Raw genomic sequence first — 16,806 nt, 5'->3', positions numbered from 1 at the left:
GTACTAGTCAATATTGACGGAATAACGATCTGCACTAAACGCAATTGGGCTAAAAAATTTTAAAGCTTATTTTTTGAACTTAGCATCTGTTGTTGTAAAAAAGCTTGTTGAATTAATTTTAATATATCTTGAGCTATCTTAGTTTTTGGGGCTTTTTTCAATTTGGTTTGTTGTGTTCTTGAAATAACATATACTTCGTTATAGTCACTTTCAAAACCGATATCTCGTCTAGAAACATTGTTAGCTATGATGACATCAATTCCTTTGGATATTAGTTTTGTTTTGGCGTTTTTTATCATCTGGCAGGTTTCAGCAGCAAAACCTACGGTAAAAATAGGATAGTGTTTAGCAACATGAGCTACTATATCCGTATTGGGTTCACAAACCAACACAAGCTGCTGATTAGGCGTGCGTTTTATTTTTTGTGTGGAATAGTTAGTGACTCGATGATCCGATACTGCAGCACAGCTGATAAAAATATCTTGGTGAGCTATTTTATCTGTAACAATTTTATATAGATCCGATGTTGTCGCTACAGTAATAAACTCTTTACAAATAGGAGGCATCAGAAAACAGCTATTGCAACTAATCAAAGTAACGTGAGCACCTAATGCAGATGCCTGAGCAGCCAAAGCATAGCCCATTTTTCCAGAACTTCTATTGGTGATAAAGCGAACCGGATCAATTGGTTCATGGGTAGCCCCAGCAGTAATTAAAATATGTAAACCATTTAAAAATGGTCTTTGGTTCGCACCAATAATGTGATGAAGTATTTTTTCAATTTTTTGCATTCGACCCAATCCGATACTGCCACAAGCTTGTAAGCCGTACTCAGGCTCAAAAACAGTTATTGATCGATTGTTAAGCAACATCACGTTTGATTGGGTCGCTTGGTTTTGCCACATATTCGTATTCATTGCTGGAAACACAAAAATAGGTGCTACCGAGGCCAAACACAGTGTGCTTAAAAAATCATCTGCTAAACCATGTGCGAGTTTTGCTATGAAATTAGCACTTGCTGACACAATCACAATCAAATCTGCCCATTTGGCTAATGTAATATGGGGTACGGTCGATTCTGTTTGGTCATTCGTCCAACCCGTATATAGTCCCTTTAATTGAAGGCTATGAAAAGCCGATAGCGCAACAAATTGTTGCGCATTGCGAGTTAATGCAACCTTTACACTAAAATTGTGCGCAAGGAGTTGTTTAACTAACTCTGGAATTTTACAAGCTGCTATGGAACCCGTAACTCCGATGATAATATTTTGCATAAGACGATTAAATCACATGATTTTTTTTACTGAGGAATCTGCCAAAAAATTTCCTTACCAAAAAAGGCCACTAAAATAGATTTCAACTTTACCGATGACAATTTAAAAGACTGTTTTCTATTTGCTGATCTGATAGAAATGCCTTTTAAAATTCGGTTGATGGGCATTAGAGTCATCTAATAAAATACCTAACACGGTAGATCGTTGACATGCGTAAGAAAAATACACTTCTCAGTACTGAATTGTTTTTTAAAAAATAAGATCGGATGTACGTCTTACAGCAACAAGCTTGAAAGAAAAAGCTTTAGAGTTCTTCATTAGAATTTCCAAAAATTACAAGTGTTGCTATCCCTAATCACCTCATTCACAAAAACCGCAACAAGCTTGTATCCAGATCCTCGGATCAAGTTACTATATTTGATTACATTGAACTACAACTAGCTTATTTGTCAAATCATTTTTTTCACAATAAGTATGATTATTTTTAGCATGGAAAGATGAATCAAAATACAGAACCAAATAAATTAAAATAAATTATTTGGATGTATAATAAAAAGTCTAGCAATAAAATTCACAATATGACCGAATCTATCTTTCCTCAACCCATCAAAACGGATCGCCTATTGATTCGTGCTGCCGAACCGCAAGATGCTCAGATGCTTTATCAAGCAGCTAGTCAATCCATTGAAACGCTCAAACCTTCGATGCATTGGGCAAAAGATGGAGTAACCATTGAAGCATTAGAAACCTTTTGCAGGCAAGCCTACGCAAAATACTGGTTAAATGAGGATGTCACAATTTTTTTCTTATTAAAAACGAATGGTGATTTTGTAGGCAGTAGCGGTTTACACCGGGCTAACTGGATCCTACGACAATTTGAGATCGGCTATTGGGGCAATATAGACTACAGCGGTCAGGGACTCATGACTGAAGGGGTTCGTGCCCTATCAGCCTATGCAATGCAAAACTTACGAGCTAACCGCATCTTTTTAAGAATCGATGATCGAAATTACAAAAGTTGGCGCTTAGCAGAGCGTGCTCATTTCAAGCTAGAAGGCGTTTTACATCGTGATGAGTTAGACGTAAACGGAAATTTACGCGACACACGTCTATACGCTCGAACTGTTTAGCCGTCACGTCATGCCAACACCATTGGGTTGCAAGCGCTTGATTAGATATGGATAGATCCTATAGTGGCTTACTGGCCATACTGCTATATTGCCTATCTGCTGGGCTTTCTGGCATATGGGTATTTTTTGATCTCTCGCATACCGCCGTGAATATTTGGGCCTTAGCGTTTGTTATTTTTTTGGTTGCGTCCTTATTTTTTTGGGTAGCACAGGTGATGCAGGGCATCAGTCTTTTTCGATTAATCCGTACATGCCCGAAAACTGTTTTAAAGCTCAATATCCTCACTTTGATTACTTGGATTGCTATGTTTGCAGCCATTCTGATTGCGGAAGCCTCATTTGAATCGGCTGTTTGCCAAGCTTGGGTACCCATCACTGTATTAACCTGTGATGTTTTTGCGCATCAAGCAAGATGGAAGAGCTTGCGTACAGTCGGCGTACTTTGTATTGCGGTATCGCTATTAATGCTCGTAGTTGTCAGGGTATTATCTGATGAATGCCTGATTTCTTTTAACCATTTAAGGCAAGGAATCGTTCTGGCAACCCTAGCAGGGCTAGCAAGTGGTCTTTATATGTTCCAATCTGCACGCTTACATCACGCAATAGGCTGCACAATCCTTGATGTGCTTTCAACACGCTTTATCCTTTTACTCATAGTCACCGCTGTGTTGGGTAGAGAAGATATCATGCACTTACTCGCCAATGACGGCATGCTCATTGGTCAATTAGTGCTTTTAGCTATTTTTTCAGTGATTCTACCTGCCTTAACCTTCCAGCACGCCCTAGCTAAACTTGGGGACGCAAGAGTCTCCTTAATTACGCCACTTGTACCAGTTTTATCGTTAATAGCAGAGCTAGTTTTAGGACATTGGCAGGGTATGACCATACCCATTCTGATCACTATCACTTGTGTCGCTGTATGCTTTGCTAACCTGTCACTACAGCAATCTAAGAGCACCGCTATGCGCTGTAAGTATGTGTTGAACGATGCTGAATGTGATAACGCCAAATAAGGGCTGATCCAATAGCCAATATGCCCCCTAGCACCGATAAAGCCGGCCACAGCAAGAGTATTTTTTCGCTGGCTTTGAAGGTGGCATAAGCTTGTAAAAATATCATGCAACCAATCCACTCACCTAACCCTGTACTTAGTGATGCTACCCCATAAAGAGCAGCACGATGATTGGTTTTAGCAAGTAAGACGATTTGCGTTTCAATGCTGGGTAGAAATAACATTTCTGCTGCTGAATAAACGATTAAAAAAGCAATGATGCCAATATAACCATTGTTTATACATAAAAATAAAAAAGATAAAGCAAAACCAAAATAAGCCGTGGAGATTATGTCCTGATTTTGGGTGCGAAAATTTTTTCTAACCCAAAAAACGATGGGCATCTGCAAAAGCGCCATCACGGTTGATTTAAAAAATTGTGCCCATTTGATCAATGTTATGTGATGCAAACAATCCACAAAATAAAAGGGAATCAATGCCAACAGTAAACCACGAAAAAACCAACCGAATGTATTGATTAACAGTATGCGACAAATTGGCATTTGCTTAAGTAACAACGTGCATTGTTTCCACAAAGCTGGGAAAGCCATTGGTATAGTTTGGGTGCGATATGGCGACATTAAAGCTGCCAAAATAGCCATGACAATAAAAATCAAGGCAAGCAAACAATACAACACATCTTTGCCATAAGCCTCCAAAACCAAAAAAGCAATAAAGGGTGTTGGAATGGCTGCTATATTAGTCGCTGCATTATATAGCGCAAATACTTTTTGACGATAAAGGGCATGGTTACTGCGCATAGAAATTGATTGCTTGGTTACTTGCACATTAACCGACATACCCATGCCTACAATAAGTATAGCAAGCGTGATAAACCCCATCGAACTAACAAAGCTACCAACAAAAAAACCGAGCGCAGCAAGAATACAACCGAGCAACAAACCCATCTGTATAGGGATTTTATTAATCAGTGGTGCAAAAATAATACGACCGGCACGGTATGACCCAATAAAAGCCGTTAAAACAACCGCAATGGATGTAGTGGAAAGCCCAAGCGATAAAAGTGTAACAACAAGGGTAACCGAAACAGCAAAATAGACAAACTGTGCTAAGAAAGCATGTAAAAAAATGTACGAAGCGGGCAATAACATGAAAAAACCTTACAGATAGGTAGCGCACTACGTGAATCACAGGAATCGCAGGATCAAAAACTGCCATACAGACGACCATTTTACTTCAGAAAAATAGTTCGCGTCAGTGTGACCAAATCGCTAAGTGACAAATTAAAGTACTATGCATTTCAATAAGGAGCGATCCTTCAATTTAAATTTCTAGATCCAATCCATTTAAACCATATTAAAGGTAAGTGCATCATATAACTAGCTAAATTATGATAATACCAGTCCGATCGTTTTTGCTTTAGTCTTGTTAAACTCTTGTCCTAAGCATCGCATTAAAAAAGTAAATCACTAAAAGCGTTATTTTGATCGGGGAATCCTTGAAAAGGATGCAGTAAAGTAGTATAAACACCACGTGTCTTGTAAGAAGGTGTTATTGAGTTGTAGTGAACTTTATAAGGAATGAAACAATGTCTACGGAAAATGTTCCAAAGTTAAAACTAGCTGCGTTGGTTGCGCTAGTAGTTGGCTCAATGATTGGTAGCGGTATTTTTGCGCTACCGCAAAATATGGCAGCCACCTCTGGAGCTGGCTCTTTAATCATCGCTTGGATCATTACTTTTTTCGGTATGGTAATGTTAGCGTTCGCTTTTTTGAATCTTGCAACGCGCAAACCCGATATTACAGGTGGCGTCTATGGCTACGCACGAGCAGGGTTTGGCGATTATGTAGGTTTTAATTCAGCCTGGGGATATTGGCTCTCCGCTTGGACTGGTAATCTTGCCTATATCGTTGCCTTTTTCTCGGCGCTCGGTATGTTTGAAGCGCTGGGTTTTTTTGGAGCCGGGACAACACCCTATGCGGTAGCAGGAGCTTCCGTATTAGTTTGGACGTTCCATTTTCTAATTTTGCGTGGTATTCAAGGGGCAACCTTGATTAATACCATAACCACAGTTGCTAAAGTAGTACCCATTTTGCTCTTCGCGCTTATTGCGCTTGTTGTCTTTAACTTAGAAACTTTTAAGCTCGATTTTTGGGGGACTCCGGAATTGGGTTCCATTGGTGATCAAGTAAAAGGCTGTATGTTAGTCACCGTATGGGTATTCATCGGTATTGAAGGAGCTTCCATGTTTTCAAGCCGCGCTGAATCAATGAAATCAGTGGGGCAAGCAACGATCATTGGGTTTTTGTTAACCATAGCTCTACTCATGGCTGTCTCACTTTTATCTTTTGGTATTCTCACGCAGCCAGAATTAGCCAAGCTACAAAATCCATCCATGGCTGGTGTCCTAGAACATGCGGTGGGTCCTTGGGGGGCTGGCTTGATTAAAATTGCTTTACTGATCTCTGTCGGAGGTGGTTTACTAGCTTGGACGCTTTTGGCAGCTGAGACACCCTACCTTGCTGCAAAAGACGGGGTATTTCCAAAAATATTTAGTCAACTCAATAAGAATGGTGCACCCACTGCAGCACTGTGGCTAACCAATGGTCTCGTACAACTTTCTCTACTATGGATCTTAAAAAGTGATGCGGGTTATTTCAGTTTAATCGCACTAGCCGCTTCAATGATCCTCGTGCCATATGTGCTGAGCGGTTTATTCGCCCTTATGGTTGCTCTCCGTGGAGAGGGCTATAAAAACGGTAAGTCCACCAAAGATATCCTTATCGGTCTTATTGCATCTGGCTATGGGGTATGGCTCATTTATGCTGCAGGCTTATCTTATCTATTGGCCTCCATGTTGTTTTATGCGCCGGGCCTATTTTTTTACTGGTGGGCCAAACGCGAGCAGGGTCAGCAACCTTTCAAAGGCTATGAAGCACTTCTAGCATGCTTAATTGTAGCTTTAGGTGTCTATGCGGTCTATTTATTGATCACGACAGGTGCGATTGGTAACGTTATTTTAGAGGGGTAGGTGTCGTAATACAGACAAAAATACACCGTGTGTTTTTTTTAATAGTTGAATTGGGGAAATATAGATGAATCACTTTGGCGTGGACTCTGAATGCGGTAAATTGCGGGATGTGATGGTTTGCCGACCTGGCCTTGCACATGCAAGACTAACGCCTGATAATTGTCACGACCTATTGTTTGATGATGTGATTTGGGTGGAACAAGCACAAAAACATCATGCTGTTTTGGTCTCGGAACTTGAAAAAAATGGCACTCATGTTATTGAATTACATGATGCGCTCGCCAAGATATTGGAAGACACTAAAGCACGAACTTGGATTTTGGATCGTAAAATTACGACCAAAACACTCGGCCTAGAATTGGCCAAAGACGTGCGAGCATGGCTAGATACTATTCCAGCAAAACAGCTATCTGAATATTTGATTGGTGGCCTAGCACGCTTTGAGTTACCCTTTAAAACAAAGGGCTTACTGGGTAGTTACCTGGAAGATGCTGATTTTGTTTTTCCACCGATTCCAAATTCTTTGTTTCAGCGTGACCCAAGTTGTTGGATTTATGGTGGTGTAACGGTCAATCCAATGTACTGGCCAGCTCGTCGCCAAGAAACATTGATCATGCAAGCTGTCTATCAATTCCACCCCCATTTTGCGGGTCATGTCAAAGTTTGGTGGGGCGATGCGGACACGGATCATGGTTTAGCAACCTTAGAAGGTGGTGATGTAATGCCCATCGGCAAAGGTGTTGCTTTAATTGGAATGGGTGAGCGCACTTCGCCACAAGCTGTAGAACAAGTCGCTAAAGCCGTTTTAGGCCAACCTGATGGAGCCAAGCGGGTTATCGCTTGTCAAATGCCTCGCTCAAGATCTGCTATGCACTTAGACACTGTCTTTTCAATACTTGATATTGATTTACTCAATATTTTCCCTGATGTAACGGACCAAATTATCTGTACCAGCATATATGCGGGCGACAAAGCAGGGGAAGTGCGTTATGAGAGACATGAGGGTAAAAATATCGTTGACGTTTACAAAAAAGCCCTTGGTTTATCAAATCTTAAAGTTCTTCAAGTCGGTGGTGATGTCTTCGGACGTGAGCGTGAGCAATGGGATGACGGGATTAATGTCATTGCAATTGATCGTCGTAAAGTCATCGGCTATGATCGTAACACACACACTAACGGCCTACTCAGAAAAGCGGGGGTCGAATTTATTGAAATTCCTTCTGCAGAACTTGGGCGTGGTCGTGGAGGTGGTCATTGCATGACTTGTCCGTTATTACGCGACGAAGTCAAATTTTAATCACTATTCTGAATAATCATTTAAGCGTTAAGAGTATGTCATCTCTTAACGCTTAGCGGTTTTTAGGGGATATCCGAAGGAGATTACGGTATGGCTTTTAATTTACGTCATCGCTCTTTTTTAAAAGAGCTCGATTTTTCGCCACGCGAGTTGTGTTATTTGCTGGACTTGGCGCGTGACTTAAAACGCGCAAAATATAGTGGTACAGAAATACCTTGCTTAACAGGTAAAAATATCGCTTTGATTTTTGAAAAAACATCCACACGTACCCGCTGTGCTTTTGAAGTAGCCGCTCATGATCAAGGAGCCCATGTCACCTATTTGGATCCATCTGGTTCGCAAATTGGCCATAAAGAATCCATGAAAGATACAGCACGGGTATTAGGTCGTATGTTTGATGCCATTGAATACCGTGGATTTAGCCAGGTCATGGTGGAGGAATTGGCACAATATGCTGGCGTACCAGTTTACAACGGCCTAACCGATCTATGGCACCCCACGCAAATGCTCGCTGATGTTCTCACGATGATTGAACATGCGGATAAGCCTTTATCTGAAATTGCTTACGCTTATGTTGGCGATGCACGCTACAACATGGGCAACTCGTTAATGATCATCGGTGCGCTTTTAGGAATGGATGTGCGTATTAGTGCGCCAAAGAGTCTACAGCCTGACACAAAACTCATTCAAATTGCTCAGGACTTATCTCGAAAAACCGGAGCACGTTTATTGATCACCGATAACCCTAAAGCAGCTGTAGCAGGAGTGGACTTTATTCACACCGATGTGTGGGTCTCCATGGGCGAACCTATTGAAGCATGGGATCAGCGCATCAAGCTATTGATGCCATTCCAAGTCAATCAAGGCTTGATGGATGCTTCCGGTAATAAGAAAGTAAAATTCATGCACTGCTTGCCCGCTTTTCATAATGCAGAAACAAAAGTAGGCAAAGACATTGCGAAAACCTACCCTGTGCTGGCCAAGGGTATAGAAGTTACCGAAGATATCTTTGAAAGTGCCTATAACATCGCTTTTGAGCAAGCAGAAAACCGCATGCACACGATCAAAGCGATTATGGTTGCAACATTGGGTAATTAAAACCTAAGATAGGTATCTTTAAAAAAACAGGTTATTTAGATGAAGGCTGGCACAGGCAAAATTGCTTGGAATCAAGATAGTGTATAATGGAAAGATAGCTGATGCTGTTGGTTGATTCAAACTGTATCTATTATATTTTTCAAATTATACGATCAGGATTGTAACGACATGACAAGGAGAATCAAGATGCCGCAAGAAACACAAGATCGCCATGAAGATCTGTGGAATGATGACTTGGCGCCAACTCAACCCAAAGATCATACTTGGGCTTGGTATCATTTTGCCTCACTATGGATTGGTATGGTCATGTGTGTACCAGCCTATCTCTTAGCTGCTAGCTTAATTAGCAGTGGGATGTCATGGGATGAAGCGGTTTGGACTGTATTTTTAGCGAATATTATTGTGTTAATTCCCATGTTATTAATTGGCCATGCTGGCGTGAAGTATGGAATTCCCTCTGCTGTGTTGATGCGAGCCGCTTTCGGTACTTTAGGGGCTAAATTACCTGCTTTTTTGCGAGCTGTTGTGGCTTGCGGATGGTATGGTATCCAAACTTGGATTGGTGGCACGATGATCTATACCTTAGGCGGTTTGATTATCGGTGCACCCATCGGTGGAGAAGCGTTACCTTTTTTAGGGATTAATTTTGCAGAATTCGTCTGCTTTTTGATTTTTTGGGGACTGCAATTTTACTTCATTGTCCATGGGCTAACCTCTATTCGAAACCTAGAAACCTACACTGCACCCATTAAGATTTTGATTTGTTTTGTTTTATTATGGTGGGTTTATGATCAAGCAGGTGGTTTTGGTCCCATTTTAGATCAACCTTCTCAATTTGCAGAAGGTGGTCCCAAAGCAGGTCAGTTCTGGCAAGTTTTTTGGCCTTCTTTAACAGCTATGGTAGGGTTTTGGGCAACTCTTGCGCTTAACATTCCCGATTTTACGCGTTTTGCTAAATCACAAAAAGACCAAATTATCGGGCAAGCTATCGGTTTACCTGGCCCCATGGGTGCCTTGTCTTTACTTGCTGTCATCGTCACTTCGGCGACGGTAGTGATTTACGGTGAAGCCATTTGGGATCCGATTACTTTAGCGGGACGTATGACTGGTATTGCTGTTTTAATTGCTTTGACTGTTTTATTAGTTGATACCATTAGTGTTAACCTTGCTGCTAACATGGTGGGGCCAGCTTATGGATTCTCATCACTCAACCCAAAATTGATTACTTATAAGATCGGTGGTTATATTACAGCAGGTATTGCCATCATCATGATGCCTTGGAAGCTTTTGACTTCTACAGGTGGCTATGTCTTTGTTTGGTTAATTGGGTATTCTGCCCTGCTCGGTCCCATTGCAGGTATTTTAATTGTGGACTATTTTTTAATCCGTCGGACACAACTGAATGTGAAGGATCTTTACACAGATAAAGGTATCTATCAGTATAGTGGTGGATGGAATAAGGTGGCTGTTATTGCCTTTGTTTTAGGTGTCTTACCCAATATTCCAGGTTTTTTAAGCGCAGCAGCTCCAGAAGCTTTTGCAAATATTGGACAAATTTGGAAAGATATCTATACGTACGCTTGGTTTGTTGGGTTGATCATTTCTTCAGTGGTGTATCGGGTTGGGATGCAAAAACATATTGCTGAACATCTGACTAAACAATAAGACAACTCTATTGGATTACAATTGAAACCGCTACTTCTTAATTTGGGGTGGCGGTTTTTTACTGGCGATTTTTTACAATAAAAATTCAAGGTTGGTTAAGTATAAAAAGTTTACTAATTTGCTAAAATAATAACAGTTTGTAAAATTAGTAAAAGTTAGTTAGAATTAGCGCCTCGGATCGTTATAAGGTTTATAGCGTATCATTTGTTGCTAGACATAAAAAGAGCCACACAAGGTGGCTCAGCATTTGGTGCATTTTTCGGCTTGTTAGCGTCCAAAGCACATATCCTAATCAACTTCAGGCTTGGGCAGGTTAAATGCTTTTCTAGGAATTGTCAACTACTTTCTTAACTATAAAAAATATGCTCTCAAAACTTAATTATCGCTTAGCGCTGGATATTGGGACTAGCTCAATTGGTTGGTGTCTTATTAAACTAAAAAATACAACCGAGAGCGCTACTGCTGAGCCACAGTCCATAATCAAAATGGGCGTCAGAATTTTCGGATGGTAGAAATCCGAAAGATGGAACTTCGCTAGCCTTTTCAAGAAGAGCTGCAAGGCAAATGCGCAGAAGACGCGATCGACTTTTAAAAAGAAAAAACCGGCTACAAGATAAATTAACGGAACTTGGTTTTTTCCCTTCTGCTTTGACAGAGCGCAAGCAATATGTTCAATTAGATCCCTATAAAATCCGCGCCAAAGGATTAGACGCACCACTATCTGGACCAGAATTTGCTAGGGCATTGTTCCATATCAATCAACGTAGGGGCTTCTTAAGTAACAGAAAAACAGATAAAAAGGATCGCGATAGCAGTACATTAAAACAAGCAATTGTTACATTACGAGAAAAATTAAAGCAGGAATCCTGTCGCACCTTAGGGGAATGGCTAGCCAAGCGACATGAACAAGGGCTAAGTGTACGAGCTAGACTACATGGCAAAACTAAAAAAGATAGCTCTTATGATTTTTATGCTGATAGATCTATGATTGAGCATGAATTTGATACACTCTGGACTAAACAGTCGCAATGTAATCCACAATTATTTAACGAAGTAAGTAAACAACAACTAAAAGATATTCTTTTATTTCAACGTCCATTAAAACCTATTCAGCCAGGAAGATGTACCTTATTACCAGATGAAGAGCGCGCCCCAATAGCCCTACCCAGCGCTCAATTTTTTAGAATCTATCAAGAAGTCAATAATTTAAAAATCGTTTTGCCAGGCTTTCAAGAAAAATCACTCGATAAGACACAAAGAGATCAAGTGATTAGTTTACTGAAAAATAAACGTGAAGTAACTTTCAAAAAAATTAAAACCGATAAAACTATTGCTCCTCTGTTAGCCACAGCAAAGGACGCAACTTTTAATTTAGAAGATTGTAAGCGAACTGTTTTGAAGGGTAACATCACCGCGTCAATCTTAGTAAGAGATGAATATTTTGGTAGTAATTGGGATAGCTTTAATCTTACGCAACAAGATGCAATAGTAGACAAGTTATTGAATGAACCAAGCGAACAAGAGCTGATTGGTTGGTTAGTTAATCACTTTAATATTGATCGGCAAAAGGCTACAAACATTGCAAATGTTAGTTTGCCAGAAGGTTATAGTCGTTTAAGCAAAGCTGCGTTAGATAAAGTTCTTCCAAAACTGATGGAAGGAGTCATTACTTACGACAAAGCTGCCGGGTCACATGCACAGCAGACAGGTGAAGTAATGGATAGCTTGCCATATTATGGAAATCCTTTGAATAGATATGTTGGTTTTCCCAAAGAAAACCCAAGAAATGATGAAGAGCGTTTTGGAAAAATAGCTAACCCAACTGTGCATGTTGGGCTCAATCAATTGCGAAAAGTTGTCAACGCTATTATTGAGCGCTATGGTCATCCATCCGAGGTCACTTTGGAAGTTACAAGAGATTTGAAGCTATCAAAGAAAAAGAAACAAGAAATCCAAGCAGAACAAAAACAAAATCAAGATAGAAACCAAATCATGTTAAGTACAGCATGCCAAGCCATTGGGCGAGATCCTGATATGCTTGATAAATCTGAGCGTCGCGAAATGCTACAAAAAATGCAGCTCTGGTATGAACTCAATCCAAATGATGAAACAAACCGTAGGTGCCCATACACCGGAACACAAATAAGTATAAATCGATTGTTATCAAGCGAGGTTGAAATAGAGCATATCCTACCGTTCTCGCGAACTCTAGATGATTCTTTAAATAATAAAACAGTCTGTATCAATAGAGCCAATCGTATTAAAGGAAATGACACGCCTTACGAAGCTTTCGGAGTTAAAAATGAATCAGGATATAATTATGATGATATCTTGCAGTGTGCTGCTTTAATGCCAAAAAACAAAGGGCGGCGATTTGCAAAAGATGGATACGCAGATTGGCTAAAAAATAATAAGGACTTTCTTGCTAGAGCTTTGAATGATACAGCCTATATCTCAGTAGTTGCTTTGAAGTATTTGTCTCTTATTTGCCCACCAAACCATGTACGAGCTATTCCTGGCAGGATGACAGCAAAACTACGTGGGAAATTTGGTTTAAATCAGCTCCTTTCCGGAAATGAGGAGAAAAACCGTAACGATCATAAGCATCATGCTTTGGATGCTGCTGTTATCGGTATTACTGACCAAGGATTATTGAAAAAATTTGCAGACGCTAATAAAAGAACTGGTGAATTTGGCTTGAAGAGGCTTGTCAGTAATATGCCATTACCCTGGCCAACTTATAGAGAGGATGTCAAATTTCATCTACAGCATATCACAGTTAGCCATAAACCAGATCACGGATATCAAGGTGCTATGCATGAAGAAACAGCTTGGGGGATTAAAGCAGATGGCACAGCAACAAGATTGGCAAAAAACGAGGATTCGGATAAAAGAATACGAAAAGATGAGAAAAAACAACTTATCCAAATAAATAGCAGTAATGATCCAAACAGACATAAAAAAGATGCATTGGGGCATATATTGCCCTACAAGGGCTATGTAGGGGGAAATAACTATGCAATCGAAATTTTGAAAAATGACAAAGAGAAATGGCAAGGCGACGTCATCAGTACCTTTGAGGCATATCAAATCATTAGGAAATTAGGTGAATCTAAAGGTATAAAGCAGCCCAGGAATCCAACGCTTAGCCAATCCGGAAAGCCTCTTGTTATGCGTCTCATGATTAATGATTACGTTAAACTACAGATTGATGGCATTATAAAATTAATGCGTGTTATTAGAATATCAGACAATGGTCAGTTTTACTTGGCTGAACCGCACGAAGCGAATATTGATGCACGCGATAGGGATAAACATAATACATTTAAATATCTCAGTAAATATGCAGGTTCTTTACAAAAGATGAATGCTGTTTTTGTAACAGTCTCCCCTATCGGTAAAACATCAATTTGGAAAAAGTAAATTACTATGCTAGGCAAAATCGTTGAAATTGCTGATGATAAAAAACATTTATCAGTATTTCGTGGTTTTTTGGTCGTAAAAAATTTTGCAGATTGCCAACAAAACGAAACTCATAAAGTCCCATTGGACGACATTATTGCAGTAGTTGGTAACGCTTATGGGTTAAGCTACACAAATAATCTACTGGTAGCCTTAGCGGAGCGCGGCATACCTTTTATAATTTGTGGCACTAACCATAATGTAGCAGGCATACTGTTCTCTGTTGACGGTCACTATCAACAAGCGAAACGTTTTGATGCTCAAATTGCTGCTAATCTTCCAGCTAACAAGAAATTGTGGATGCAAATAATTAAATCTAAACTAAGTTGGCAAGCAGCTGTTTTAGAAAAAATAGGTTCATCACCTAATCAATTGCAGAATTTAATCAGCAAAGTAAGATCTGGTGATCCAACTAATGTAGAAGCTCAAGGCGCAAGAAGATATTGGCCTTTATTGTTCGGCACAACATTTCGTCGAGATAAGAACGCTGGGGGTATTAATGCATTATTAAATTATGGTTATACGGTACTTAGAGCAACGGTAGCACGTGCTATAACATGCGCTGTTTTGCATCCCACTATTGGCATTCATCATAAAAATGAAAATAATGCCTTAAGACTGGTTGATGATGTTATGGAGCCCTTTAGGCCAATAGTTGATTTTAAAGTGTGGCAATTATATCAAAATAACAAAATTGAGGTAAACTCCGAAACTAAGAAAAAGATAGCGCTCACTATGTTTGTTGATATTAAAACAAACGCTGGTATCTCGCCATTGACCATCTGTATTCAAAAATGTGCAATTTCGTTAGCGCAGTTCTATCTAGGCGAAACCAACTGCCTTGAATTTCCAGTTAAATTCCCAACCTATGATGAACTGTACTTAGCAATTTAAACTCTAAAATGCTATTCAGCTATAGACTAATGTGGATGCTTGTTATGTTTGATTTGCCAGTTATAGAAAAAGCAGACAGAAAAGCCGCTACAGATTTTCGGAATCATTTGTTGAATCTAGGGTTTGAAATGGCTCAATTTTCTGTTTATATGCGTTTTTGCTCCAGTACAGCACAAGTGGATACACTTGCCAAGAAAATAGAACACTACCTCCCAATAGGTGGAAAAATTAGCATTTTACAGTTTACCGATAAACAGTACGAAAAAATTATTTCATTTCAAGACTCTTCTGGATTATCTAAAAAGAAATCTCCCTGCCAATATGAACTCTTCTAGATTTAATCATTTTTTTTACATAAAAAACTCGATAACCTCTTATATATCAGAAGGTTATCGAGCATCTATTATAGCAAATTAGAATATGTGCACTGGCCGGAACAGTTTTTTGTCAAAACCAATACTGCACCCTCCCCACCTTCCGAAGATTGCGCTTCACAAAATGCTAACACAAATTTTTGCTGCGTCAACCAAGCTCTTGCAATGGTTTTTAAAATTGGTCTACCATTCGGTGTTAAGCCTCGTCCATGAATCACCAACAAACAATTCACTTGGGTTTTAGCAAAAAAATGGCTTAATGCCACCTGTGCTTCAAAACGATTACAGCCATGAAGATCAATTTGATCCCCAATTGGATAAACGCCTTTACGCAGTTTTCGTAAAAGATTTTTATCACAATCGGGTTTTAAATAACTGGATGGTGCTTCCAATGCATCTAGGTCATCTGACGCAATATAGCGTATTGCTGTGTCTGGTTCGTACTGTTTTCGTATGGGTAAAGGTTGATGTGTCAGGCTAATATGCTGAATCGGTAAAATGTCGGCTTTTTGGTTAGTCGATTTAAGCGGCACAACATCTGAAAACAGTGTCGCAAAAGACGTATCGTGATCAATAGCTATGTCATCCGATTTCATTGCTGCAGTTGCTTTCGCATCAAATAATCTTTAGCATCCAATGCCGCTTGGCAGCCCGATGCAGCACTCGTCACCGCTTGGCGATACATGGCGTCTTGTACATCTCCTGCTGCAAAAACACCTACTATATTGGTAGCTGTTGCAAAACCTGCTCGCCCCCCTTTTGTGATCAAATAGCCATTTTGATCCATATCCAGTTGACCCATAAATAAATCTGTATTGGGTCGATGTCCAATGGCAATAAATAAACCATGTAGATCAACTAATTCTTTTTGCCCATCTTGATAAATAATGCGGATACCTGTTACGCCTTCTTTATCGCCCAATATTTCCTCTAGAGTAGCATTTAATTTCAATACTACCCTTCCCTGTTCAACCGCATTTTTTAACTGATCAATCAAAATCGGTTCGGCTCGGAAGGTTTCACGGCGATGGACGAAAATAACTTGGCTAGCAATATTCGATAAGTAAAGCGCTTCTTCAATAGCGGTATTACCTCCTCCAATTACTGCAACAGGTTTATTTTTATAAAAAAAACCATCGCACGTTGCGCAAGCCGAAACACCCTTGCCCTTAAATTTTTCTTCCGACGGCAATCCCAAGTATTTAGCAGAAGCACCAGTTGCCACAATCAACGCATCACAAGTGTATTGCTCAGTTTGACCAGATAGTAAAAATGGACGCTGCATTAAGGTAACCGATTGCAGGTGGTCAAAAATTATTTTTGAACCAAAACGGATCGCGTGTTTTTCAAAGCGCTCCATGAGTATAGTGCCATCTACACCATCCGGATCAGCTGGCCAGTTATCGACCTCAGTTGTTGTGGTTAACTGCCCACCTTTGACCAAACCAGTAATCATCACTGGCGATAAATTCGCCCTTGCCGCATAAATAGCCGCCGTATAGCCCGCAGGACCAGAACCTAGAATGACTAAAGGATAATGCGTTGCCATATCACGCTTTCACTATTCAT

Annotated in this window: 12 protein-coding genes and 1 pseudogene; 9 read left to right on the top strand and 4 right to left on the bottom strand. The window is 40.0% G+C overall.

The features are described 5' to 3' along the window. Positions 1-59: 59 nt before the first annotated feature. The gene (gene coaBC / locus IPK86_02090) at positions 60-1,274 is read right to left on the bottom strand and encodes a bifunctional phosphopantothenoylcysteine decarboxylase/phosphopantothenate--cysteine ligase CoaBC (GenBank protein ID QQS16985.1); all 1,215 of its coding nucleotides are present in this window, start codon (positions 1,272-1,274) and stop codon (positions 60-62) included. 578 nt (positions 1,275-1,852) lie between these two features. On the opposite strand from coaBC, the gene IPK86_02085 reads away from it, so the two are divergent. After that, positions 1,853-2,404 (top strand): GNAT family N-acetyltransferase, encoded by a 552-nt coding sequence (locus IPK86_02085; protein QQS17045.1) that lies wholly within the window; start codon positions 1,853-1,855, stop codon positions 2,402-2,404. 47 nt (positions 2,405-2,451) lie between these two features. Next, the gene (locus tag IPK86_02080; protein ID QQS16984.1) at positions 2,452-3,417 is read left to right on the top strand and encodes an EamA family transporter; all 966 of its coding nucleotides are present in this window, start codon (positions 2,452-2,454) and stop codon (positions 3,415-3,417) included. On the opposite strand, the gene IPK86_02075 is transcribed toward IPK86_02080, so the two are convergent. After that, entirely contained in the window at positions 3,365-4,567 is a 1,203-nt protein-coding gene (locus tag IPK86_02075) for an MFS transporter (GenBank protein QQS16983.1), read from the bottom strand. The two genes, IPK86_02080 and IPK86_02075, sit on opposite strands and share 53 nt — an antisense overlap. A gap of 437 nt (positions 4,568-5,004) precedes the next feature. Here IPK86_02075 and arcD point away from each other — a divergent pair, with 437 nt between their 5' ends. From arcD to cas2, 7 genes and pseudogenes are all read left to right on the top strand, one after another. After that, positions 5,005-6,447 (top strand): arginine-ornithine antiporter, encoded by a 1,443-nt coding sequence (gene arcD / locus IPK86_02070; GenBank protein QQS16982.1) that lies wholly within the window; start codon positions 5,005-5,007, stop codon positions 6,445-6,447. A gap of 64 nt (positions 6,448-6,511) precedes the next feature. After that, positions 6,512-7,744: an arginine deiminase gene (locus tag IPK86_02065; protein ID QQS16981.1), complete on the top strand. Its 1,233-nt coding sequence runs from the start codon at positions 6,512-6,514 to the stop codon at positions 7,742-7,744. Between the two features lie 90 nt (positions 7,745-7,834). Further along, positions 7,835-8,842: an ornithine carbamoyltransferase gene (locus tag IPK86_02060; protein ID QQS16980.1), complete on the top strand. Its 1,008-nt coding sequence runs from the start codon at positions 7,835-7,837 to the stop codon at positions 8,840-8,842. A gap of 186 nt (positions 8,843-9,028) precedes the next feature. Continuing rightward, entirely contained in the window at positions 9,029-10,507 is a 1,479-nt protein-coding gene (locus IPK86_02055; protein QQS16979.1) for an NCS1 family nucleobase:cation symporter-1, read from the top strand. Positions 10,508-10,869: 362 nt separating this feature from the next. Beyond that, positions 10,870-13,930, top strand: a pseudogene (cas9, locus tag IPK86_02050) (type II CRISPR RNA-guided endonuclease Cas9). Positions 13,931-13,936: 6 nt separating this feature from the next. Continuing rightward, positions 13,937-14,863, top strand: coding sequence for a type II CRISPR-associated endonuclease Cas1 (gene cas1, locus IPK86_02045; protein ID QQS16978.1), 927 nt, complete (start codon positions 13,937-13,939; stop codon positions 14,861-14,863). An 8-nt stretch (positions 14,864-14,871) separates the two neighbouring features. After that, positions 14,872-15,198: a CRISPR-associated endonuclease Cas2 gene (gene cas2 / locus IPK86_02040; protein ID QQS16977.1), complete on the top strand. Its 327-nt coding sequence runs from the start codon at positions 14,872-14,874 to the stop codon at positions 15,196-15,198. A gap of 68 nt (positions 15,199-15,266) precedes the next feature. Here the strand turns inward: cas2 and IPK86_02035 are convergent, their stop codons facing one another. Continuing rightward, positions 15,267-15,833: a Smr/MutS family protein gene (locus IPK86_02035; GenBank protein QQS16976.1), complete on the bottom strand. Its 567-nt coding sequence runs from the start codon at positions 15,831-15,833 to the stop codon at positions 15,267-15,269. Further along, entirely contained in the window at positions 15,830-16,786 is a 957-nt protein-coding gene (gene trxB, locus IPK86_02030) for a thioredoxin-disulfide reductase (protein ID QQS16975.1), read from the bottom strand. Before trxB ends, IPK86_02035 begins: the two co-directional genes overlap by 4 nt. Positions 16,787-16,806 lie beyond the last annotated feature (20 nt).

Source organism: Neisseriales bacterium (genome assembly GCA_016699915.1).
Classification (GTDB): domain Bacteria; phylum Pseudomonadota; class Gammaproteobacteria; order Burkholderiales; family Q3-R57-64; genus Q3-R57-64.
The sequence above is the reverse complement of the archived record's forward strand: the minus strand, read 5'-3'. Positions and strand labels throughout refer to the sequence as shown.